This window comes from Streptomyces sp. NPDC002680, from assembly GCF_042889145.1.
Lineage (GTDB): Bacteria > Actinomycetota > Actinomycetes > Streptomycetales > Streptomycetaceae > Streptomyces > Streptomyces adonidis.
In genome coordinates, this window is sequence record NZ_JBIAQP010000001.1 from 1,027,686 (window position 1) to 1,048,785 (window position 21,100).

A 21,100-nucleotide genomic window follows, 5' to 3' on the forward strand; every position below is an offset into this window, starting at 1 on the left:
TTCTTCGCGGCGGTCGTCCTCAGGTGCTGAGGACGACCGCCGAACCATGCCCGAACAGGCCCTTGTTGGCGGTGATGCCGACTCGGGCGCCCTCGACCTGACGGGCGCCGGCCAGCCCCCGCAGCTGCCAGACGATCTCGCAGACCTGAGCGATGGCCTGCGCGGGCACCGCCTCTCCGAAACAGGCGAGCCCTCCGCTCGGGTTCACCGGGAGCCGCCCCCCGATCGCGGTCTCGCCGTCGCGCAGCAGCTTCTCGGCCTCGCCTGGAGCGCAGAAGCCGAGGTGTTCGTACCAGTCGAGTTCGAGTGCCGTCGCCAGGTCGTACACCTCGGCGAGGTCGACGTCGTCGGGGCCCAGACCCGCCTGGTCGTAGGCCGCGTCGCCGATGGAGTCCATGTAGGACCGCGCCGGCTGGGGCACGACGAGGGAAGAGTCGGTGGCCATGTCCGGCAGTTCGAGCACCGTGTTCGGGTAGGCCGGCGTGACGCTGGCGACCCCCCGGATGCGCACCGCCCTTGTCGTACCGGCTAGTTGACGGGCCTTGGCCTCGTTCATCAGCACCAGGGCCGCACCGCCGTCGGAGGTGGCACAGATGTCGAGCAGGTGCAGCGGATCGGAGACGACCGGTGAGGTGAGCACGTCCTCGGCGGTGACCTCCTTGCGGTAGCGGGCGCGGGGGTTGGCCAGGCCGTGGCGGGCGTTCTTCACCTTGACCGCGGCGAAGTCGTCGGCGGTCGCGTCGTACAGGTCCATGCGCCTGCGGGCCGCGAGGGCGAAGTACGCCGGGTTCGTCGCGCCGAGCAGCCGGAAGCGGAGCCAGTCGGGGTCGTCCGGGCGGTCTCCCGCGTTGGGCGCCAGGAACCCCTTGGGCGTGGTGTCGGCCCCGACGACCAGGGCGATGTCGCACAGCCCGGCGAGAATGCGCGCGCGGGCCACGTCGAGCGCCATGACGCCGGAGGTGCAGGCGCCGTAGGCGGTCGCGATCTGGGCGCCCGACCAGCCCAGCGCCCGGGCGAGCGTCGAAGCGGCGACGTATCCCGCGTAGCCGTTGCGGACGGTCTCTCCGGCGGCGACGAACTGGACGTCGCGCCAGTCGACGCCTGCGTCGGCGAGTGCCTCCGTGGCGGCCTCGACGCCGTACTCGACGAAGGGACGGCCCCATTTGCCCCACCGGGTCATGCCGGCTCCGGCCACGATCACGTCGGTCATTGCGTCTCCCCCGTCGGGCGCCATTTCCAGATGGTGTAGTCGTGGTCGTCGTCGCTGAAGAGTGTGTCCACGACGAGTTCGACGCGGGTGCCCACCCGCAGGTCGGCGACCTGTACGCCGGCCACCGCCTGGCCGAGGACCACCAGACCGCTGCCGTCGACCTCCACGGCGAGCAGCGCGCACGGCTCGTACGGCTCGGTGGCCGCGACGAAGGGGGGCGGTGGCTGGTAGCGCAGGTCCGTGTAGCTCCACACCGTGCCCCTGGGGCCGAGCCGCGCCTCTTCGAACTCGCGTCCGTCGCAGGCGGGGTTCCCGCACAGGGAGCGTGCCGCCGGGAACGCGACCGTGCCGCAGGCCGTGCACCTGCCGCCGATCAGGGCGATACCGCCGTCCTCGGTGAACCAGCCTTCGGCGCCCAGCGCCGGCACTCTCGTCCTCATCGCTCCCCTTCCAGGGCTGTGGCGACGACCTCCGCGTGGTGGGCCCGGTCGCCCCACGCGCGGGTCAGCGCCCACGTCCGCTTCATGAGCAGGTGCAGGTCGTGCTCGACGGTGTAGCCCATCGCGCCATGGCACTGGAGCGCGGTCCTGCCGGTCATGGCGGCGGCGTCGGAGGCCAGGGCCTTGGCCATCGACACGTCGCGGCCCGCCGTCGGCGCCCGGGAGGCCAGGGAGTACGCGGCCCGCAGTACCACCGGAGCGGCGAACTCGATCCGCGTCAGCGCGTTCGCGGCATGGTGCTTCACCGCCTGGAACGAGCCGACCGGCACACCGAACTGATGGCGCTGGGTGACGTGGGCGACGGTGAGGTCGAGCATGCGACGGCTCAGCCCCACGAGTTGGGCCGCCGTGCCGAGGGCGCCCCGCAGTTCGGCGGCGGCGATGTCGGCGGGATCGTCGGTGACGAGCGTGCCCTCTCCGACGGCCGTCACGGTGGCGGCGCGTCGGGCTCTGTCGACGGTGGTCACAGCGACGATCTCCACCTCGTCGGGCCGGTACGCGCGCAGTGTCGGGTCGGCTCGCAGCAGCAGTACGTCGGCGTCGGCGGCGCAGGGGACGAACCGGCCACCGAGATCGGTGGCGACGAAGCCGGTCACCCCCAGCGGCGCGGCCACCATCGCGGTCTCGACGATCGGATGCGGGAGGGCGCAGCGGCCGGTCTGTTCGAGGACGGGGACGAGTGCGCACTCGTCGAGGCCGAGGCCGCCCCGCGCCTCCGGCAGGAGCATGGCCTGTACGCCCATCTCGTCGAGGCGCCGCCACACGTGCCGGTCGAGGCTGCCGGGGGGCGCCTCCCAGGCCGCGCGGACGGCGGCGAGCGGGCACTCCTTGGCCAGCAACTCCCCTACGGCGTCCCGGAATTCCGCCTGTTCGACGGTGAGGGAGAACCTCATCGCCGCGGCAGTTTCAGCAGGCGTTCGGCGGCGATGTTCCGCTGGATCTCGTTGGTGCCCGCGTAGACGGGACCGGAGAGCGAGAACTGCCAGGCCCTGCTCCACGCGCTGTCCCGCTCGGCCTCCTCGCCGAGCAGGTCGAGGGCGATCTCGTGGAGTTCGATGTCGAGTTCGCTCCACCACAGCTTGCTCAGGCTGGCCTCGGCGCCCACCGCCTCGCCCGCGGTCAGCCGGGTCACCGTCTGGAGTGTCTGGAGTTGGTAGGCCTCTGCCTTCATCCACACGTCGGCCACCCGGCGGCGCAGCACCGCGTCACCGCCGCTCCGTTCGGCGAGCAGTGCCCGCAACCGGTCGGCGCTCGCCAGGAACCGGCCCGGCGAGCGCAGCGTCAGTCCGCGCTCGGAGCCGGTGGTGGCCATCGCCACGCTCCAGCCCTCCCCCGGCTCGCCCAGGACGACTCCGCCCGGTACGGCGTCGTCGGCGAGGTACGCCGAGTCGAAGAAGACGTCGGCGAAGCCCTCGTCCCCGTCGAGCCGGCCGAAGCCGCGCACCGTCACGCCGGGGGTGTCGAGGGGCATGAGCAGGTAGGTGAGTCCTCGGTGCCGTGACCCTGTCGGGCCGGTGCGGAACAGGCCGAACAGATGGGTGCAGAAGGCTCCTCGGGTGGTCCAGGTCTTCTGGCCGTCGAGCAGCCAGCCGCCGTCGACGCGCCGGGCGGTGCTCGTCACCGAGGCCAGGTCGCTTCCGGCGTCCGGCTCGCTCCAGCCCTGGCACCACAGGTCGTCGGCGGCGGCCATCCGGGGCAGGATGCCGTCGCGCTGGGCGGGAGTGCCGAACTCGTAGAGAGAGGGCGCCAGCAGGAAGACGCCGTTCTGGGTGACGCGCGGCGGCGCCCCGGCACGGTGGTACTCCTCCTCGAACAGCAGCCACTCCCACGGGGACGCGCCCCGGCCGCCGTGTTCGGTTGCCCAGGAGACGGCCGCCCACCCAGCGGCGTACAGCCTGCGCTCCCACAGCAGATGCTGGGCGAATCCCGCCCGGGTGTCACCGGACAGGACCGGTCCGCCCAGTTCCTCGCGCCACTCGGCCAGGTTCAGCCCCAGCCATGTGCGGGCCTCCGTGCGGAAGGCCTCCTCGGCCTCGCTCCAGGTCAAGTCCATCGCTCACCTCTTCCCGATCTCGCCGGCCGGCGTTTCTCAGACCTCGTTCGTGAGGACCACGGCCGCGGCGCCGTGGAGGGGGTCGCCCGCCTGCGCGACCGTCACCCGGGCGCCGTCGACCTGGTGGAACGCCCGGCCCTGCAACTGGCGTACCGCCTCGATGAGCTGCGGTGTGCCGTGCAGTCGCCCTCGGCCGAGCGCACCGCCGTTGGTGTTGACCGGCGCACGGTCGCGGGCACCGTCGGCAAGGTGGTCGAGGCCCTCGCCCTCCTTGCAGAACCCGAGCCACTCGGCCCAGAAAGGGACGTAGAAGCTGAAGCCGTCGTAGAGGTTCGCCTGGTCGACGTCGGCCGGGCCCAGCCCCGCGTCGGCCCACAGCAGCGCCCCGAGCCGGCGCCCGCTCTCAGCGAGGTGCTCGTACTGCATGACGACGCTGCGATGGGCGGGCAGCCCCAGGCTCACGCGTCCCGCGACATGGGCGGGACGGTGACGGAGGTCGCGGGCCCGGTCGGTGGCGGAGACGACGACCGCGCCGCAGCCGGTGACCGGCATGTCGCAGTCGTAGAGCGAGAGCGGGGTGGCGATCATCCGGGCGCGCAGGTACTCGTCCACCGGGAGGGAACGGCCGTGGAAGACCGACTCCGGGTCGTCGACGACGCGCTCGCGGTTCCTCGACACGAACTCCGCCATGTCGGTGCGGGACCTGCCGTACTTCCACAGATATCGCGCGTACGGCAGCGCGAACACCGGCACGTTGTGGCCGAGTCCGTACGGACGCGTGAACTGGTCGTCCCCCTCGGCCGTCTCCCTCGCGACCCGTCCGAACCTGCCGGGCGGGTTCAACATCCCGCGCCACACCAGGACGTGCCGGGCGGCGCCCGCGAGCACGGCGTTCACCGCCTCGACGAGCGCGCCGATCACGGTTCCCTGGGTCACGGAACATGCCCAGCCGAGGTTCGTGAGGCCGAGCGTGGCCGCCACGTAGTTCACACCGGCCACGTCGATGCCGTCGACGGTCGTGCCGACAGGGCGGGACGGGTTCGGGTAGGTGGCCACGCCGTCGATGTCTGCCATGGTCAGGCCGCAGTCCTCGACAGCACGGCGGCAGGCCTGGACCACATGGGCGCCCAGCGGGGACGCCGAGTGACGGGCGACGTCGGACCATCCGGTGCCGACGACGGCCGCTCCCCGGCCGCGCGGGAGGGTCATACGGCCGCTCCGTGGCCCCGCAGCCGGAACTGGGGCAGCAGGTACGGGCCGCCCGGCAGTTCCTCGAAGGTCACTTCGACGTGAGCGCCGATCGACGGCTCCCCCTCGTCGAAGCCGAGCAGGTTCGCCACCACGACCAGCCCCTCCTGTTCGCGCAGTTCGACCGCGGCGACGACGAGCGGGACGTCCGACTCGAATCCAGGCACCAGGGCCTCCGTCATGGCGGTGTACGAGTACACCGTTCCGAGGCCGTCGACCGGTTCGAAGCCCAGCTCCTGGGAGTGGCACCGCGAGCACACCGGGACGGGCGGATGGAACCACCGGCCGCAGTCACGACACCTTTGGATGCCGAGCACACGACGGGAGGCGGCCTCCCAGAAGCCACGGGTCAGGTCCGTCGGCACGGGTCGGGGTCGGTCGACCACAACACCTCCCACACAATAGATGGCTAGCCTATTATCTGCTATCAATGCTGTAAAGCGTCGGCGTTGAGGGGCAGGCGGCAGATGCGAGTCGTGGGCGTGACACCTGACGCGTACGGCGGGCCGGAGGCGCTCCGCCTCTTCGAGTTGCCCGACCGCCATGCGGGACCCGGAAAGGTGCGCATCGCGGTGCACGCCGCAGCGGTGAACCCCACCGACTCGGTCGTGCGCAGCGGTCTCGGCCACGATCGTCAGCGGGGCACCGAACCGCCTTTCGTGCCCGGGATGGACGTCGCCGGAGTCATCGACGAGATCGGCCCGGACGCCACGACCGATCTCGCGGTCGGCGACCGGGTGATGGCGATCGTGATGCCGAGGGGGAGCCACGGAGGCTACAGCGACAGCATCGTGCTGCCGGACTCCTCCGTGGTACGCGTGCCGGCCGGCGTCTCCCTCGTCGAGGCGGCGACGCTGCCGATGAACGGGCTCACTGCACGGCTCGCCCTCGATCTCCTGGCCGTGCCGCCGGGCGGCACGCTCGCGGTCACCGGAGCCGCCGGAACGCTGGGCGGCTATGTGGTCCAACTCGCCGGGCAGGACGGCCTGTCGGTGCTGGCCGACGCATCCAAGGAGGACGAGGAGTTGGTCCGGTCCCTGGGAGCCGACGTCGTGGTGCGGCGCGGTGACGACGTCGCCGCGCGGATCCGCGCGGTCCTGCCCGGCGGCGTCGACGCGGTGGTCGACACCGCGCTGCTCGGGCGGCTCGCCCTGGCAGCCGTACGGGACGGCGGCGGGCTCGCGGCGGTACGGCCGTTCTCCGGCGACTCCGAGCGGGGCATCACGGTGCACCAAGTCTGGGTGCGCGAGTACCGCCACGAGCGCCAGAAGCTGGACAGACTGCGGCGGCAGGTCGAGAGCGGAACACTCACCCCGCGGGTCGCCGGCGTCTACCCGCCGGAGCAGGCCAACGTGGCACACGCCCGACTGGAAAAGGGCGGGACCAGGGGTCGGCTTGTCCTCCGGTTCCGCAACCAACCGGTCTGAGGCACGACCCATGGACAGAAGCACTCGACCTCCGGAACCGTCCGGGGCACCCCTGGAGACTCTGACGAACCTCGGTACTTCGCTATAGGATAATTCGTATACCTAGTATGCGTCGGACCGGAGGTCACCACATGGATGCAGAGCTTGTCGTCCGTCGCGTTGTCACAGGGGTGGACGCCTCAGGGATGGCGTCGGTCCTCAGCGACGGCGCGGTGGGCGAGGTCAGGACACTGCATGACGTCGACGGGTGGGCGACCGCGACGATCTGGCAGAGCGACCGCACTCCCCATGTACCGGTCCGCTCGCCCACCGAGGGGCTGGAGCAGGGGGCCGAGAGCCAACTCCTGTTGCCTGCCGGGGGTGTTCGCTTCCTGATGTGGCGCCTGCCTCCCGAGAGCTCCGGCGAGAACCCGGCCGGAATGCATCGCACCGACACTCTGGACTGCGTCGTGGTCCTCTCGGGCCGGGTGACGCTCGTCGTGGGCGACGCCGGGGAGACCCAGCTCTCGGCCGGGGACACTCTCGTGCAGGGCGGCAATCTTCACCACTGGCGGAACCCGACGTCGGAGCCCTGCGTCATGGCCGTGTTCATGGTCGGCGCACCCCGCGTGGTGTGATCCCGCCGGGACCGGACCGGCCCGGGCGGGAGCACACAGCGACTGACGGCGGGTGGTTGCCGACGGCCGGCTAAGCCCCGGGCTCCACCGGACTGGAGACGACGGGCGGCCCGCCGACCCCGACCGGGGACCTACGGGTACCGACGCGGGTCCGCTGCTTCTCGCCGACCAAGAGACTTCCGGCGAATCCGGCCACCGCGCCGGCGAGCAGTCCAGCCACGAAGGTCCACAGCACACCACCGCCGAGATTCAGCTCGCTCCCGCCGACCGCGCGACCCGCCATGGTCACATCAATCTTGAACGAGGTCTGTGCGAGCGTGGCGGCCCCGCCCAGGACGACGGCCGTGACGACGCCGAAGCGCTCGGCGAGGCCGAGGTGCCGCGCCCCCGGGCCGCGATAGGGGTGCAGCGGACGGGCGTGTTCCGGGTCCGTGGCACGGGCGGCGAGATAGGCACAGCCCAGCAGGAGCTGAGCGGTGATCACGAGGGACACGACCCACAGCGGGATTCCGCCCGCGGTCAGGTCGCCCAACTGCTGGGTGTGGTCGGGCGGCGGAGCCGCAGCGGTGGGCTGCTGCCCGGCGGCAACGGGACTCTGCGCCTGGTGCGAGGAGGACGTCCAGGTGGACCCCAGGCCGAGGCTCAGGGCGGTGAACAGCGCGACCGGTGCCAGAAGCATCGCCCCGCCGCCCGCCTTGTGATCACCGGCGCCCGCCAGTCCGGAGATCGTCATCACCGCTGCCACCGCCAGCAGCGTCCGGGTGACGGCCGAGAGGCTCGGCGCCCACCCGGGCCGCAGCCCGCGCGCGGTGAAGCCGACGGGCGCCCTGCGGCCGGCCAGCAGCCCCACGGCCAGCACAACGACGACCCAGACCAGCGCGCCCACCACGGTCGCGCCCAGGCTGACGTGGTACGACATTGGCGGCTGCGCGGCTGCGGTTTCTCCGCCCCCACCACCGGCGAGGCCGCCGGCACCGAACAGCTTCTCCACCAGCTCGCCGAGCCTGCCACCGAGGCTCGCGGTGTCGGCCCCGCTCGGCAGTTTCAAGGTGCCGTGCCCGAGGTTCGCGGCGAGCAGCAGGGCCGGCACGGCCGTGGCCATCGCGCCGATCGCGCGGGCGGCCAACTCGCTTGTGCTGAAAGGACGTCGGCGCATCCGCCAGGAGAACGCCAGCCAGAGGACCACCGCACCGAACAGCGTCACGGCGATGGGCACGACGTGGGCCGTGCCGCTCAGGGTCAGGTTCGCCGCTTCGCCACCGGGCAGCGCGCCGCCCTGGGCCGCGGCGGGTGGGGCGGGCATCGCGTCGGGGCCGATGTTCACCGAGCCGCCGACGGCCAGGGCGGTCACCGCCATCGTCAGCGCCCAGACCGAGTCGACCGACCCAGGGTCGAAGACGGCCAGGGCGACCGCCGCGAACGCGGCCATGGCGACCACCGCGAGCAGTCCGGCAGCGGCGCCTTCGAGAGCGTCGCGCCATGGTTTCGGGACAGGCGTATTCACAGGGGACGGGGATGCGGACATGAGGAAAGCACTCCGCTTTCGCTTGGGGGACGGGGCACGAGGCATGCCGGGAAGGTGAAGTGAGCGGTCCGGCGGTCGGGGAAGGCCGCTGGTTCCGGTCAGGCCTCGCTTGCGTCTGCTGACGGCTCGGGATCCGCCGTCCTGGCGCGACCAGGTGCGTGAAACCTAGGTGGCGGTGACGTCCGCTCGTTCGAGCAGGTCCGCGATCTTCGCTGCGGCCGATACGACGAGCGGGAACCCGACGTAGGGAACCAGCTGCGTGAGGATCTCGCCGATCTCGGCCTTGGTGAGACCATTGGCGAGACCCCGCAGGGTATGCAGCCTCAGTTCCTCGGTGCAGCCGAGCGTCACGAGGGCGGCGAGGGTCGCGATGCTGCGGTCGCGTTGTGTCAGCCCGGGCCGGGGCCAGACCTGTCCGTACGCGAAGCTCGCCGCGAGCTTGCTGACGTCGGGAGCCACGGCGGAGACCTGAGGGCCGAGGGCCGACAGGATCTCCGCCCGCAGGTCCGCGATCGAGGCCGGCTGGGCGGAAGTCGCCTGGGATTCGGGCATGGTGGTGTTCCCCTAGAGGATTGCGCCGCGTTCCTTCAGGGCGGTGATGTCCGCCCAGGAGTGACCGAGTTCGAGGAGGATCTCCTCGGTGTGCTGGCCGTGGGCCGGCGCTGCCCGGACCGGTCCGAGCGGTCGGCTGTCGAACTGCACCGGCGACGCGACACCGCGCGCCTCGACGGCGTGCCCCTCGATCGGCGAGAGGTAGCCGTTGGCCACCACCTGCGGATCGGCGAAGACCTCCGGCAGCGTCTGGCACACGGCCCAGACCCCGCCGAACCCGGCGAGCCGTTCACGCCACTCTTCCAGCGTCGCGGACGCGAAGGCGGCGTCGAGTTCGCCGATGCACTCGCCGCGGTGGGCTGTGCGTGCCTGGAAGGTCGCGAAGCGCTCGTCGTCGGCCAGTTCGGGCCGTCCGATGTGCTCGCAGAAGCTCTTCCAGTGCGGGTCCGGCTGGAGCACGACCATCCAGATCCACCGGTCGTCCTTGGTCCGGTACGAGTTCACCAACGGGTTGGGCATCGCGGACCGGCTGCCCCGGGTCATGTCGACGCCGCCGACATCGCGGTTGGCCTCCATGCTGAGCACGACCGCGAACATCCAGATGCCTGCGTGCAGCAGCGAGGAGTCGATCTCCGACGGCACGCCCGTCCGTTCCCGCTTGTACAGCGCGGCGGCCACCGCGCCGGCGAGGCCGAGCCCGCCGACCACGTCACCGGTACCGCCGGGCTGGTGCACGGGCTGGGCCGCGCCGGGCAGCGTCAGGTACTCGGCGATGCCGGAGCGGGCCCAGGCCGAGGCCAGGTCGAAGCCGCCCACCTCGGCATCCGGCCCCCGGGTGCCCTGGCCCGTGGCGCGGGCGTAGATGATGCCCGGGTTGTCGGCACGGACGTCGTCCAGATCGATGCGCAGCCTCTTGCGTGACGCGGGGAGCAGGCTCGTCACGAAGACGTCGGCGTCCCGCAGCACGGTCGACAGGAGCTCACGGCCGGCCTCGGTGCGGAGGTCGACGGCCAGGCTGCGCTTGCCGTGGTTGGCCAGTTCGATGGTGGGGGCGACCGGGCCGCCGGGGAAATAGCCGCGGTAGGGGTCGCCACTCTGGGCCGGTTCGACCTTGAGCACGTCGGCGCCCCAGTCGGCGAGGATCGCGCCGCAACTGGGTGCGAAGAGCCATGCCGACACCTCGACAACCCGGACGCCTGCCAGTACGTCGTACACCAGGCGCCTACCGGGCCGACTCGGCCGAGGTCCGGCGCTCGTTGTACTTCGCCACTTCCCTGGCCTCTGCGGACTCGCTGCGGTAGCCCGTCGAGACGATGTCTCCGTAGGTGGTGGCCTTCGGTCCGCGGTGCCGCTCATGGGACACCGTCGACACGTCGTGTCCGGTGACCTCCGCGCGCAGCGCCCCGACCGTGCAGCGTTCACGCGGCCGGATACCGAACGGGTCGAACGAGTAGAGGCTCATCGCGTTCCGATGACTGATCTTGTCGATGAGATCGTCAGCGACACCACCGAAGTGCGCTGCGAGCCGCTCGGGGGCCTCTGGCCAGGTGGAGTCCGAGTGCGGGTAGTCGCATTCCCACGTGATCATGTCGTGGTTCATGGTGTCGAGGTTGGCGACGCCGAAGTGGTCGTCGATGAAACAGGTGATGATGTTGGACTTGAAGATGTCGCTCGGCATGCGGTCGCCGAAGTCCGCGCCGGTCCAGGCACCGTGCTGGCGGTAGGTGTAGTCGACGCGTTCGAGGAAGTAGGGGATCCAGCCGATCCCGCCCTCCGACAGGGAGATCTTCAGGTTGGGGAACTTCTTGAAGATGTCCGACCAGATCAGGTCGGAGGCCGTGTCGAACAGCGTGATGGCGGTGCCCGTGATCTGCACCGAGTACGGGGCGTCGGGGGCGGTCATGGGGGCGGACGAGGACGACCCGAGGTGCATGCACACCACTGTCCCGGTCTCCTCGCACGCCGCCCAGAACGGGTCCCAGAAGCTGCTGTGCAGGGACGGCAGTTCCTGCTTGTACGGGTTGGAGGAGAAGGTCACCGCGTGGCAGCCCCGTTCGGCGACCCGACGGACCTCGCGGGCCTGTAGCTCGGGGTCCCACAGCGGAGTGATGCAGCAGGGGATGAATCGGTCGGGGTACTGCCCCGCCCAGTCCTCCAGGTGCCAGTCGTTGTACGCCTGGACCATCGCCAGCGCCTGGTCGGGCGTCTTTCCGGCGTTCGTCAGGAAAAGGGCACCGGCGAACCGGGCGAAGGTGGGGAAGTTGAGTGAGGCCAGCACGCCGTTGGCGCTCATGTCCTTCACCCGCTCATGGACGTCGAACGCGCCCGCCCGCATGTCGTCGAAGGAGTTGGGCTCCATGCCGTACTCCTCTTTCGGGCGTCCGGCGACGGCGTTCAGTCCGAAGTTCGCCAGCACCTGACCTTCGTAGACCCAGCAGTCGTGACCGTTCGCGTCCCTTCGCACGAAGGGCGCCTTGTCGGCGAACTTCCGTGGAAGCCTGCCTTCGAACATGTCCGACGGTTCGATCGCGTGATCGTCCACGCTGATCATGATGTAGTCGTCGCTGTTCATACGGACCCTCCATTGCGCTCGCCGAAACATGGCCGATCTCGCAGGGCACAAAATAGTAGGCTAGGCGACAATCGTATAGCCGGTCAATTGGCTCGAGATGAGTGGAGGGCCGAGGAGCTGACGCTTTCGGGGTCGCCAAAAAGCCGCACGAGCGGGGGTTCACGGCAGGGCTGCGGCCCCGCTCGCCCCGCGACTTCCGCGTACGACTGAGAGAGAACGCGCCGACAGCCCGGCTGGCCGGGCCGTGGATTGCCTTACGTGGACTCGCCGTCCCCTCCGCCCTCGAACATGAGGGCGACGGTGTCCAGGCCCACCAGGAGGCTCTTGACGGTTTCGGTGTCCACGTCGGCCAACCCGTACTCGATGGCCGCCAGTTCGGCATGGGCCCGCCGGTAGAGGTTGTGCCCCTCACGTGTGGCGACCGCCAGAATGCGGCGCCGGTCGCTCGGGTCGGCACGCCGTTCGATCAGGCCGCCCCGCACGAGGCGGTCGATCGTCGCCGTCATCGTGGTCGAGTGCACCGACGCCCGCGCGGCGATCTCCGACAACTGCACACCCTCGGGCTCGGGACAGACGACCGAGAGCACCTGGTACTTGGCGTGCGAAGTCCCGAGTTCGCTGAGCACCCGGTCGAGTTCGCGCAGCAGCAGATCACGCACCCGCAGGACCAGGCCCGCGACGAGCAGCCGCTCCGTGGCCGCGGAGTCGAGGTCGTACACCTGGCTGACCGAGTCGGCGAGCCGCGCGCTCGTGGCCGAGCGGCCGACGCTCACGGCGTCCACACCACGAGCGTCGTCACGAGTCCCGCGGTTGTCGCCGCTGCCCATCGAACCTTGTCCCTCCGACGTTCGGACCTTCGATACTTTGCCATCCTATCGTCTGTGACCTGCGGCTCGGATCGGACCACGGTCCGGCTCAGGTGGATGGGGCGTCGTCCAGCCTCGCGCCGACGAGGCCGACGACAACCGCACAGGGGTCACTGCGGGGCGACACCACCCGCAGCGCCGGGAAGTCGGCGATCAGCACCGGCAGCATGTCCGGGCGTCCCTCGGCCGCGACCACGACGTCGACATGGCCACCGACCCCCGGTGAGCCGATCGCGGCAAGCATGGCCGCGGTCGCCCAGCTCTCCGGAACGGCCCGCACAAGGAGCACGATGTGCCCTGGTGCGCGGGGACCCGCGAGCACACCCTGCAGGAAGGAGACGGCACCCCGCCCGTCCGGCAGGTCGACGAGGAACACCTCGACGCCGGACGCATGCGCCTCGACGGCGCGCCGCATCACCTCCAGTCGTGACACGCTCTCGTCCACGACCAAGGAGAACCGCCTGCCGTACTCCGAACGCACCCGAGCCTCCTGGCCGGCCCACGCCACTACGATCCGGACAGACGCGTTTCCGCAGCCGCCGTGCGGCACAGTTCGAGAAGCCGCGCGCCCCGGCTCCCGGCCACCGCTTCGGGCACGTCGACGTCCGGCTCGGTGACCACGATGTCGCCCACGGTCAGGGGCCGTCCCCCCAGGGTCAGATCACCGCCGATCACCAGCGACCAGCGCCAGTCGCCGAGCCGGTGCGCGGGGACCACCTCGCCCGCCGTCAACCCGGTGCCGAGGGCGACCCCACGATCCGGATCGTCGACCGCACCCAGGTCCCAGCGTCCACCCCCTGCAAGGCTGCCCTTGAGGAGCCCCGGCGTCCCCTCGATCCGCATCGTCTGGTTGCCCTCGTTGCGCTCCGCTCCGGGCGGCCTCGCACCGAAGTTGAAGACCCCGGCCGGGCCGTGCTTGTGGATGCCGGGCCGGTACATGAGCCGGCCGGGGCCGACCAGCGTCGGGTGGTCGTGGTACTCGGCGGCGTAGCCGCCCCCCTTCCTGTTCCGCGAGAAGACTTCCAGCAGCTGACAGCCCCGGGGTCCGATCACCAGAGGCCCGTACTCGACGTACGGAGCGGTGACGAGGACGTCTCCGGGCCTCATCAGCCAGTCGCCGACGAGGACGGAGCCGTCCAGCGGCGCGATGAACATCCAGTCGTCGTGCCAGTGCAGCGGCCAGATCTGGTTGGCGGGCATCCTGATGTCCGGGACGCACATACGGAAGGCGTCGTCGTCCGACCCCAGGTACCAGAGGTCCTGCCAGACCAGTCCGCCGACCACCTCGGAATGCACCACGTCGTCGGGTCCGTTGGCGCCACCCGGCTCCAACCGGGCCAGCGTGACGCCCGGCACGAGGCTCTCCCCGTGCGCCATCGGAAGTGGCCGTGTGGCCCCGTCGGCTGCGTTACCCATGCTCCCACCCACCCGGTCGAGGGCCAGGCCGCGCCGCGACGACGCGACATGAAATGGTAGGCAGACTATAGGTATGCAGATTAGTTGTCGTCAACAGATGCGCCCCAGAGTCGGACATCGCGGCGAGCACCGACCTCCATCGGCGCGGGTTTGATCGAGAGGCAACCTCCGGCTACATTTTAAGTCAACCCGTTGATTTATTAGGGCGAACGTCAGACCTACCCAGACCGGAGACCGCCAGATGCCCGACGTCCTCAACAAGCCCTCGGGAGGATCCGCGCCACGGAATCCGACCGTCATCGTGGTGGTGCTGGCGCTGGCCGGAATTTCGGTCTCGCTCATGCAAACGCTGGTGATCCCGCTCGTCCCGGACCTGCCGCGGCTGCTGGACTCGTCGCCGGCCGACACCGCCTGGATCGTCACCGCGACCCTGCTCGCCGCCGCCGTCGCCACTCCGGTGGCTGGGCGTCTCGGAGACATGTACGGCAAGCGCCGGATGCTCCTGGTCAGCCTGGTTCTGATGACTGCCGGATCCGCCCTGTGCGCACTCAGCGACTCCCTCCTCCCGATGCTCGCCGGGCGCGTCCTGCAGGGCCTGTCGGCCGGTGTCATCCCGCTCGGCATCAGCGTCATGCGCGACGAGATGCCCGCCGAACGGCTCGGCTCCGCGACCGCGCTGATGAGCGCTTCCCTGGGCGTCGGCTCCGCCCTCGGTCTGCCGCTCGCCGCTCTCGTCGCCGACAACTTCGACTGGCACTTCCTGTTCTGGGGCTCCGCGGTCCTGGGCGCCCTGGGCGCCACGCTCGTCCTCCTGCTCGTTCCCGAGTCCCGTGTGCGCACCGGCGGCAGCTTCGACCTGCTCGGCGCCCTCGGCCTCTCCGCGGCTCTGGTCTCCCTGCTGCTGGCCATGTCCAAGGGCGCGGACTGGGGGTGGGGCAGCGGTACGACCCTCGGGCTGTTCGCCGGCGCCGTGGTGATCCTGCTGGCGTGGGGACGGTTCGAGCTGCGCACCCCGCAGCCGCTGGTCAAGCTGCGTACCATCGCCCGCCGCGAGGTGCTGTTCACCAACCTCGCCGGGGCGGCGTTCGGCTTCTCCCTGTTCTCGCTGCAGATGCTCGTGCCGCAGATCGTGCAGCTGCCCGAGCGGACCGGCTACGGGCTGGGCGGGGACCTGCTCACTGTGGGGCTGGTCATGGCGCCGCAGGGCCTGGTCCTCATGCTCATGGCCCCGGTCTCCGCGACCATCTCCAGGGCCAAGGGCCCGAAGGTCACACTGATGACCGGCGCCGTGGTCGTCGCCTCCGGCTACGCCCTGAACCTGGTGCTGATGAGCGAGATCTGGCAGCTGATCCTGGTCGCCTGCATCATCGGCGCCGGTGTCGGCCTCGCCTACGGAGCGCTGCCGCTGCTTCTCATGGGCGCCGTACCGCCGTCCGAGACCGCCGCGACCAACAGCGTCAACACCCTGATGCGGGCCATCGGCACGTCCATCGCGAGCGCCCTCGCCGGTGTGATCATCGCCCAGATGACCACCACCTTCGGCGGTCAGGCGCTGCCCTCCGAGAACGCCTTCAAGGTGATCATGGCCATCGGCTGCGGCGCTGCCCTCGTCTCGCTCGCCCTCGCGTCCTTCCTGCCGGGCCGCCGGCCCTCCGTCGGCGCATCCTCCACGGGGAACGCCACCAAGGAACCACTCGCCAAGGCGGACACCTCCGGCGCGCGTGACTGACCCTTTCCTTCCTCCTCTCAGGGAGACCCGGTATGGCGCGCACTACACCTCTGAGGCCCGGCTCGCCGGCATCGATCTACCGGCGCCTCGGCCCTGAACGCACGGCCGAGCTGTACACGGCGGTGGCCGAACTGCTGCACGAGACCGGCTACGACAGCCTGACCATGAAAGCCATAGCCGCCCGGATGCACTGCAGCAAGGCCACTCTGTACCGCCATTTCACCGACAAGCAGCAGTTGGTGACGCAGGCTCTGCGGCATCTCTCCCCCTTCGACGTCACCGACGTCGACACGGGTTCGTTGGCCGGAGACCTGCACGGGCTGATCGAGCAACGGGGTGACGACCGGCTCGGCGACGACGCCGCTCTGCTGCGGGGCCTGTTCAGCGCACTGCGCACCCACCCCGAACTGGCGTCGTCGGTACGGAAGTCCGACCCCTGCCGGCTGGATCCGCTGATCGCCCGCGCGGTGGACCGGGGTGAACTCGGCGCACGGCAGCCGGCGTCGGAGCACCTCGCCTTACTGCTGCTCGGGGCGGTGATCACGCGCTCCCTGCTCGAGGAAGCACCTGTCGACCGCGTCTTTCTCCACCGCTTCGTCGCTGCGGTGATCCTGCCCGCCCTGGGCGTGGCGAGTCCCTCGCGGGAGGAGACGTGAGCGGCCGCGAGCGCCGTCCGGGGTGTGAACGGGACGGCACTGGTACCTGGGTACCAATGTCGTCCCCGGACCCGGGGAGGGATCCGCTTCCGTTCATAGCTTGGAGCACGCAAGCACAGCCCCGAAGCCGGGAGACAGCACGTGATCGACGTACGACAACTCACCAAGCGCTACGGGACCAAAACCGTGGTCGACGGTCTGACCTTCACCGTCAAGCCGGGCCAGGTCACCGGATTCCTCGGCCCCAACGGCGCCGGGAAATCCACGACCATGCGCATGATCATCGGCCTGGACAGGCCCACCGGCGGATCGGTGACGGTCAACGGCAGGCAGTACACACAGCACCAGGCGCCGCTGCAGGAGATCGGCACCCTGCTGGAGGCCAAGTCCGTCCACCCGGGCCGCAGTGCCTTCGCGCATCTGACGTCCCTGGCGAACACCCACGGCATCCCCCGCAGCCGGGTCGACGAGGTCATCGAACTGGCCGGACTGCAGAGCGTCGCGGGCAAGCGCGCCGGTGCCTTCTCCCTGGGAATGGGCCAGCGCCTCGGCATCGCGGCGGCGCTCCTCGGCGACCCGGAGATCGTCATGTTGGACGAGCCGGTCAACGGGCTGGACCCGGAGGGCGTGCTGTGGGTGCGCAACTTGCTGTCCCGCCTCGCCGACGAGGGCCGTACGGTCATGCTGTCGTCCCATCTGATGAGCGAGACCGCGCTGATCGCCGAGCACCTGGTGATCATCGGCCGCGGCAAGCTGCTCGCCGACACCACGGTCGACGCCTTCATCGAGCAGGCCGGCGGACGTGGCGTGAAGGTCGCCACCACCGAACCGGAACGACTGCGCGCGGTCCTGTCCGGCCCGCAGATCAGCATCACCTCCAGCGCGGCGGAGGAACTCGTCGTCGAGGGACTGGACGCACGCCGGATCGGCGCTTTGGCCGCGCAACACCAGATCCCGCTGTACGAACTCACCTCGCAGACCGTGTCCTTGGAGGAGGCGTTCATGGAACTCACCAGCGATGTCGTGGAGTACCAGAGCGCTCCCCTCTCGACCTCGGGAAGGGCCGCCTGATGACCACTGCGACCGCGCCCTCCACCGCCGCCGAGCGGAAGTCCGACCGGCCCGTCTACAAGGTCACCTTCACCAAGGTGCTGCGCTCGGAGTGGGGCAAGTTCCTGTCGCTGCGCTCCAGCCTGATCGCCCTGGGCCTGGCCCAGGTGCTGCTCCTGGCGGTCGGCCTGATCGCCGCGGCCGTCTACACGCCTGGCGGAGAGGGGGGACAGCCGGAGATCGAGGACGGGGCGGTGGGACTGGCCCTGACCGGCGTGACGTTCGCCGAGCTCGCTCTCGGGGTGCTCGGCGTTCTCATCGCGGCCGGCGAATACAGTTCGGGCACGATCCGCTCCACCCTGGCGGCCGTGCCGAAGCGGCTCCCCGTGCTCTGGGCGAAGGTCCTCTTCTTCGGCGTGATCGCCCAGGGCGCGGCCATGGGCGGCATCCTGATGACGTTCCAGATCGGTGAAATGATCCTCAAGGACGACGCCCTCGCGATGTCCCTCACCGATGACGGGGTGCTGCGCTCCCTGGTCGGCGCCAGCCTCTACCTCGGGCTGGTCGGAGTGTGGGGCGTGGCCCTGGGCACGTTGCTGCGCTCCACCGCGGGCGGCATCGCCGTTCTCGTCGGCATCCTGCTCGTCCTGCCCGGCCTTGCCGGGCTGCTGCCCGAGTCGATCCGGGACGACGTCACACCGTACCTGCCCAACAACGCCGGTCAGGCGGTGATGCATCTGCACCAGGCCTCCGACTCCCTCGCTCCCTGGGCCGGTCTGGCGGTCTTCGCCGGCTGGGTGGCCCTGACCTTGGCCGGAGCGGCCTATCGGTTGGCCAGGACCGATGCATGAGGGACCGGTCGGAGGCAGTCCCTCGGTGAAGGAGAGACAGGTCCGATGAGAGCGGAGACGGCGATGGCGAGCCACCACCCCCCTGTCGCCGGGGCCTCCCGCGCCCCGGGAGCGGTGCCCTCGCCGCCCCCGGGGCTGGAGGCCGCCTGGGCTCACCCCACTCTCGCGCTGCTGCTGCGCACGCAGCGCCGACTACGCCGGGTCGACCGGCAGCGCCCTTGGGCCCTGGACGCGGCCGTCCCCACGGTCATCGCGGCCATGGCCCTGCTGGACGTCCGCATCGGCGAGGACCGCGGCCCGTTCGAGGCAGCCCGCCCCGACCTGCCGTTCGTCGTGCTGCTCGGCGTGATCGCCGTGACGGTCCTGCCGCTGTGGTGGCGCCGCCGGGCACCCGTGGCCGTGTTCACCGTCGTCACCGCGGGCGCCCTGGTCCCCTGGACGATCAACCTGTGGCTGCTCGCCGGCGCCTGCCTGCTCACCGCCCTGTACAACCTGACGCTGCACGGGCCTGTGCGGCTGCTGGGATGGGCGGCCGTGGTGGTGCTGATCGAGATCGGCGTGGCGGTGTGGTTCCTGCTGCCGTCCCGCGAACCCACTCCGGGCCTGCTCATTCTGGCCAGCCAGGAGATCGCCGCGATCGGTCTGGCCCTCGCGCTGAGGACACAGCGCGCGAACCTGGCGGCCCTGGAGGACCGGGCGGCCCGTATGGAGGTAGAGCGGGAACAACGCGAACGTCTCACCGCGGCCGCCGAACGCTACCGCGTGGCCCGCGAGATGCACGACATCGTCGGTCACAACCTCGCCGTCGTGGTGGGACTTGCCGACGGAGCCGCCGCTCTCGCCGCCAGCCGGGGTGAGCACAGCGCCGAAGCACTGGGCATCATCGGAGACACCAGCAGGGAGGCCATGAGTGAGCTGCGCCGCGTCCTGGGCGTGCTCGGCGACGAGCCGGAGGACGCACCCCTCAGTCCCCAGCCCGGTCTGGTCGATCTGGACACCCTGCTCGCCCGGGTGCGCGCCGCCGGCCTGAGCGTCTCCTACTGCACGGAGGGAGACCTCACCGCACTCGGTGGCGGCATCCAGCTGACCGTCTACCGCATCGTCCAGGAAGCCCTGACCAACACCCTCAAACACGCCGGACCGGGCTCGGCCGCACACGCCAGCGTGAGCACCGGCAAGGACGGCGTACGGGTACAGGTCACGGACACGGGACCCCACCCCTGCGACCGGCGTACGGACCCGCTGACCAACACGTCGTCCGGTCACGGCCTCGTCGGCATGCGCCAGCGGTCCGCGATGTACGGCGGCACCGTCAGCGCCGGACCGCGCACCGGCCGCCCCGGCTGGATCGTCGACGTCACCCTCGAACCGACCGGTGCCGAAGGACCACGCTCCGCGGTCCCCCGCTCCGCACCAGGAGACCACGCTCCATGACCACCGTCCTCATCGCCGACGACCAGCCCCTGCAACGCCTCGGCTTCCGCATGCTGTTGCAGGGCACCCCCGGCCTGACCGGCGTGGGCGAGGCGGCGCACGGCGCCGAGGCCGTCAGCCTGGCCGCCCGGCTGCGCCCCGACGTCGTGCTGATGGACGTGCGGATGCCCGGCATGGACGGTATCGAGGCCACCCGCCGTATCGTGGCCGCCGGTGGCCGCACCCGCATCCTCATCCTGACGACCTTCGCCCTGGACGAGTACGCCCACGCCGGGCTGCGCGCCGGAGCCAGCGGCTTCCTGCTCAAGGAAGCCCGCCCCGCGGAACTAGTGGCCGGCATCCGGGCGGTGGCGAGCGGCGACGCGGTCGTCTCGCCGCGTCTGACCCGGCGTCTCCTCGACGCCTACGCCCGGCAGGTCCTCGCTCCCACCGGCGCAGACATGCCGCAGGCCGACCCACGGCTGGGCACACTGAGCGAGCGGGAGCACGAGGTCCTGCTCGCCGTCGCCAAGGGCTGGACCAACACCGAGATCGCCGAACAGCTGGTCCTCACGGAGTCCACGGTGAAGAAGCACGTCGGCCGAGTACTCGCCAAACTGGGCGCCCGCGACCGCATCCAGGCCGTGATCATGGCGTACGACGCGGGCCTGGTCCGGCCGCGTCCCTGAGCCCTACCCGCGCGGTTCCGTCGAGGGACGCCCAACGGAAGACCGTCCGATCAGTCGTCCTCGTCGCAGGTGACGGGCGCCTGCCACAGGGCGACGATGGCATCGATCAGGCCGTTCGCCGCCTCCCGCCAGGTGGTGCGGGAGGTCGGACTGCCGTCCGCGAGGGCACGCTCGCGCTCGGCGGTCATCTGCGTGATGAGGTGGCGTGTCATGGCGGCGCGTTCGGCGTGCACCTCGGGCGGCAGGTCGGGCAGACATCGGTTCAGACCGCCCTGCAGCTTCTCCATCGACGGGGACGCGGCCACGAACTCCTCGACCATGTCCGCGCGAAGGGCGGGATCGCCGGTGGTCTGGGCGATGAACCGTGCGTACCAACTGGGCATGCCCAGGGACTCCATGTGCTCGGTGACGGGACGGACCGCGCAGGTCACCCAGTCCCGCAGCTCGGAGGAGTCGCCGATGGCCTCGATCATGCGCAGGCGGCCGACCTCTATCTGCTCGGCGTGACGACGGGCTACCGCGCGCACCAGGTCGGTCTTGGTGCCGAAGTGGTAGCTGACCGCCGCGTTGTTGCCCTGCCCGGCGGCCAGGCTGATCTGCCGGTTGGCGACCGCGTGCACCCCATGCTCGGCGAACAGCCGCTCGGCCGCGTCCAGGAGCGCCTCACGCGTCGCGCTGACCTGCTCGTCCCGCCTCGTCCTGCCGGTCATCATCACCACCTCGGGA

At 70.7% G+C, this 21,100-nt stretch carries 22 protein-coding genes; 8 read left to right on the plus strand and 14 right to left on the minus strand.

Features of this window, described 5'->3' with window-relative positions:
- Positions 1–19: 19 nt before the first annotated feature.
- The 6 genes from ACFYXF_RS04680 to ACFYXF_RS04705 are packed head-to-tail and all read right to left on the minus strand — an operon-like array spanning position 20 to position 5,397.
- Positions 20–1,234 (minus strand): lipid-transfer protein, encoded by a 1,215-nt coding sequence (locus tag ACFYXF_RS04680; protein ID WP_389348050.1) that lies wholly within the window; start codon positions 1,232–1,234, stop codon positions 20–22.
- On the minus strand, positions 1,207–1,650 hold the full coding sequence (locus ACFYXF_RS04685; protein WP_389348051.1) for a Zn-ribbon domain-containing OB-fold protein: 444 nt from the start codon (positions 1,648–1,650) through the stop codon (positions 1,207–1,209). Before ACFYXF_RS04685 ends, ACFYXF_RS04680 begins: the two co-directional genes overlap by 28 nt.
- Positions 1,647–2,603 carry an acyl-CoA dehydrogenase family protein gene (locus ACFYXF_RS04690; RefSeq protein WP_389348052.1) on the minus strand — a complete coding sequence of 319 codons (957 nt, stop codon included), beginning with the start codon at positions 2,601–2,603 and terminating at the stop codon, positions 1,647–1,649. The genes ACFYXF_RS04685 and ACFYXF_RS04690 overlap by 4 nt, the downstream gene beginning before the upstream one ends.
- Positions 2,600–3,763: an acyl-CoA dehydrogenase family protein gene (locus tag ACFYXF_RS04695; protein WP_389348054.1), complete on the minus strand. Its 1,164-nt coding sequence runs from the start codon at positions 3,761–3,763 to the stop codon at positions 2,600–2,602. The genes ACFYXF_RS04690 and ACFYXF_RS04695 overlap by 4 nt, the downstream gene beginning before the upstream one ends.
- 36 nt (positions 3,764–3,799) lie before the next feature.
- On the minus strand, positions 3,800–4,972 hold the full coding sequence (locus ACFYXF_RS04700) for a hypothetical protein (RefSeq protein ID WP_389348055.1): 1,173 nt from the start codon (positions 4,970–4,972) through the stop codon (positions 3,800–3,802).
- Entirely contained in the window at positions 4,969–5,397 is a 429-nt protein-coding gene (locus tag ACFYXF_RS04705; RefSeq protein WP_389348056.1) for a Zn-ribbon domain-containing OB-fold protein, read from the minus strand. Before ACFYXF_RS04705 ends, ACFYXF_RS04700 begins: the two co-directional genes overlap by 4 nt.
- 81 nt (positions 5,398–5,478) lie before the next feature.
- Here ACFYXF_RS04705 and ACFYXF_RS04710 point away from each other — a divergent pair, with 81 nt between their 5' ends.
- Together ACFYXF_RS04710 and ACFYXF_RS04715 are read left to right on the plus strand one after the other, a co-directional pair.
- Complete coding sequence (locus tag ACFYXF_RS04710) at positions 5,479–6,438, plus strand: NADP-dependent oxidoreductase (RefSeq protein WP_389348057.1); 960 nt, start codon at positions 5,479–5,481, stop codon at positions 6,436–6,438.
- Between the two features lie 131 nt (positions 6,439–6,569).
- Positions 6,570–7,055 carry a cupin domain-containing protein gene (locus ACFYXF_RS04715; RefSeq protein ID WP_389348058.1) on the plus strand — a complete coding sequence of 162 codons (486 nt, stop codon included), beginning with the start codon at positions 6,570–6,572 and terminating at the stop codon, positions 7,053–7,055.
- 70 nt (positions 7,056–7,125) lie between these two features.
- On the opposite strand, the gene ACFYXF_RS04720 is transcribed toward ACFYXF_RS04715, so the two are convergent.
- From ACFYXF_RS04720 to ACFYXF_RS04750, 7 genes are all read right to left on the minus strand, one after another.
- Positions 7,126–8,580 carry a streptophobe family protein gene (locus ACFYXF_RS04720; protein WP_389348059.1) on the minus strand — a complete coding sequence of 485 codons (1,455 nt, stop codon included), beginning with the start codon at positions 8,578–8,580 and terminating at the stop codon, positions 7,126–7,128.
- Between the two features lie 165 nt (positions 8,581–8,745).
- A complete protein-coding gene (locus tag ACFYXF_RS04725) occupies positions 8,746–9,132 on the minus strand; it encodes a carboxymuconolactone decarboxylase family protein (protein ID WP_389348061.1) in 387 nt (128 codons plus the stop codon).
- A 12-nt stretch (positions 9,133–9,144) separates the two neighbouring features.
- Positions 9,145–10,347, minus strand: coding sequence for a CaiB/BaiF CoA transferase family protein (locus ACFYXF_RS04730; protein ID WP_389348063.1), 1,203 nt, complete (start codon positions 10,345–10,347; stop codon positions 9,145–9,147).
- A 7-nt stretch (positions 10,348–10,354) separates the two neighbouring features.
- Entirely contained in the window at positions 10,355–11,704 is a 1,350-nt protein-coding gene (locus ACFYXF_RS04735; RefSeq protein ID WP_389348065.1) for an amidohydrolase family protein, read from the minus strand.
- 254 nt (positions 11,705–11,958) lie between these two features.
- Positions 11,959–12,486, minus strand: coding sequence for a MarR family winged helix-turn-helix transcriptional regulator (locus ACFYXF_RS04740; RefSeq protein ID WP_389348067.1), 528 nt, complete (start codon positions 12,484–12,486; stop codon positions 11,959–11,961).
- 133 nt (positions 12,487–12,619) lie between these two features.
- Complete coding sequence (locus ACFYXF_RS04745; protein ID WP_389348069.1) at positions 12,620–13,051, minus strand: hypothetical protein; 432 nt, start codon at positions 13,049–13,051, stop codon at positions 12,620–12,622.
- Positions 13,052–13,077: 26 nt separating this feature from the next.
- Complete coding sequence (locus ACFYXF_RS04750; RefSeq protein WP_389348070.1) at positions 13,078–13,986, minus strand: hypothetical protein; 909 nt, start codon at positions 13,984–13,986, stop codon at positions 13,078–13,080.
- Between the two features lie 241 nt (positions 13,987–14,227).
- Here ACFYXF_RS04750 and ACFYXF_RS04755 point away from each other — a divergent pair, with 241 nt between their 5' ends.
- The 6 genes from ACFYXF_RS04755 (at position 14,228) to ACFYXF_RS04780 (ending at position 20,374) form a co-directional block, all read left to right on the plus strand.
- Complete coding sequence (locus ACFYXF_RS04755; protein WP_389348072.1) at positions 14,228–15,715, plus strand: MFS transporter; 1,488 nt, start codon at positions 14,228–14,230, stop codon at positions 15,713–15,715.
- Positions 15,716–15,747: 32 nt separating this feature from the next.
- Positions 15,748–16,371, plus strand: coding sequence for a TetR/AcrR family transcriptional regulator (locus ACFYXF_RS04760; RefSeq protein ID WP_389348074.1), 624 nt, complete (start codon positions 15,748–15,750; stop codon positions 16,369–16,371).
- 141 nt (positions 16,372–16,512) lie between these two features.
- Positions 16,513–17,442: an ABC transporter ATP-binding protein gene (locus tag ACFYXF_RS04765; RefSeq protein ID WP_389348075.1), complete on the plus strand. Its 930-nt coding sequence runs from the start codon at positions 16,513–16,515 to the stop codon at positions 17,440–17,442.
- Entirely contained in the window at positions 17,442–18,272 is an 831-nt protein-coding gene (locus ACFYXF_RS04770) for an ABC transporter permease (RefSeq protein WP_389348076.1), read from the plus strand. Before ACFYXF_RS04765 ends, ACFYXF_RS04770 begins: the two co-directional genes overlap by 1 nt.
- A 45-nt stretch (positions 18,273–18,317) precedes the next feature.
- A complete protein-coding gene (locus ACFYXF_RS04775; protein WP_389348077.1) occupies positions 18,318–19,706 on the plus strand; it encodes a sensor histidine kinase in 1,389 nt (462 codons plus the stop codon).
- The gene (locus ACFYXF_RS04780) at positions 19,703–20,374 is read left to right on the plus strand and encodes a response regulator (protein ID WP_389348078.1); all 672 of its coding nucleotides are present in this window, start codon (positions 19,703–19,705) and stop codon (positions 20,372–20,374) included. The genes ACFYXF_RS04775 and ACFYXF_RS04780 overlap by 4 nt, the downstream gene beginning before the upstream one ends.
- A 50-nt stretch (positions 20,375–20,424) precedes the next feature.
- Here the strand turns inward: ACFYXF_RS04780 and ACFYXF_RS04785 are convergent, their stop codons facing one another.
- Positions 20,425–21,084 carry a TetR/AcrR family transcriptional regulator gene (locus ACFYXF_RS04785; RefSeq protein WP_389348079.1) on the minus strand — a complete coding sequence of 220 codons (660 nt, stop codon included), beginning with the start codon at positions 21,082–21,084 and terminating at the stop codon, positions 20,425–20,427.
- Between the last annotated feature and the right edge of the window lie 16 nt (positions 21,085–21,100).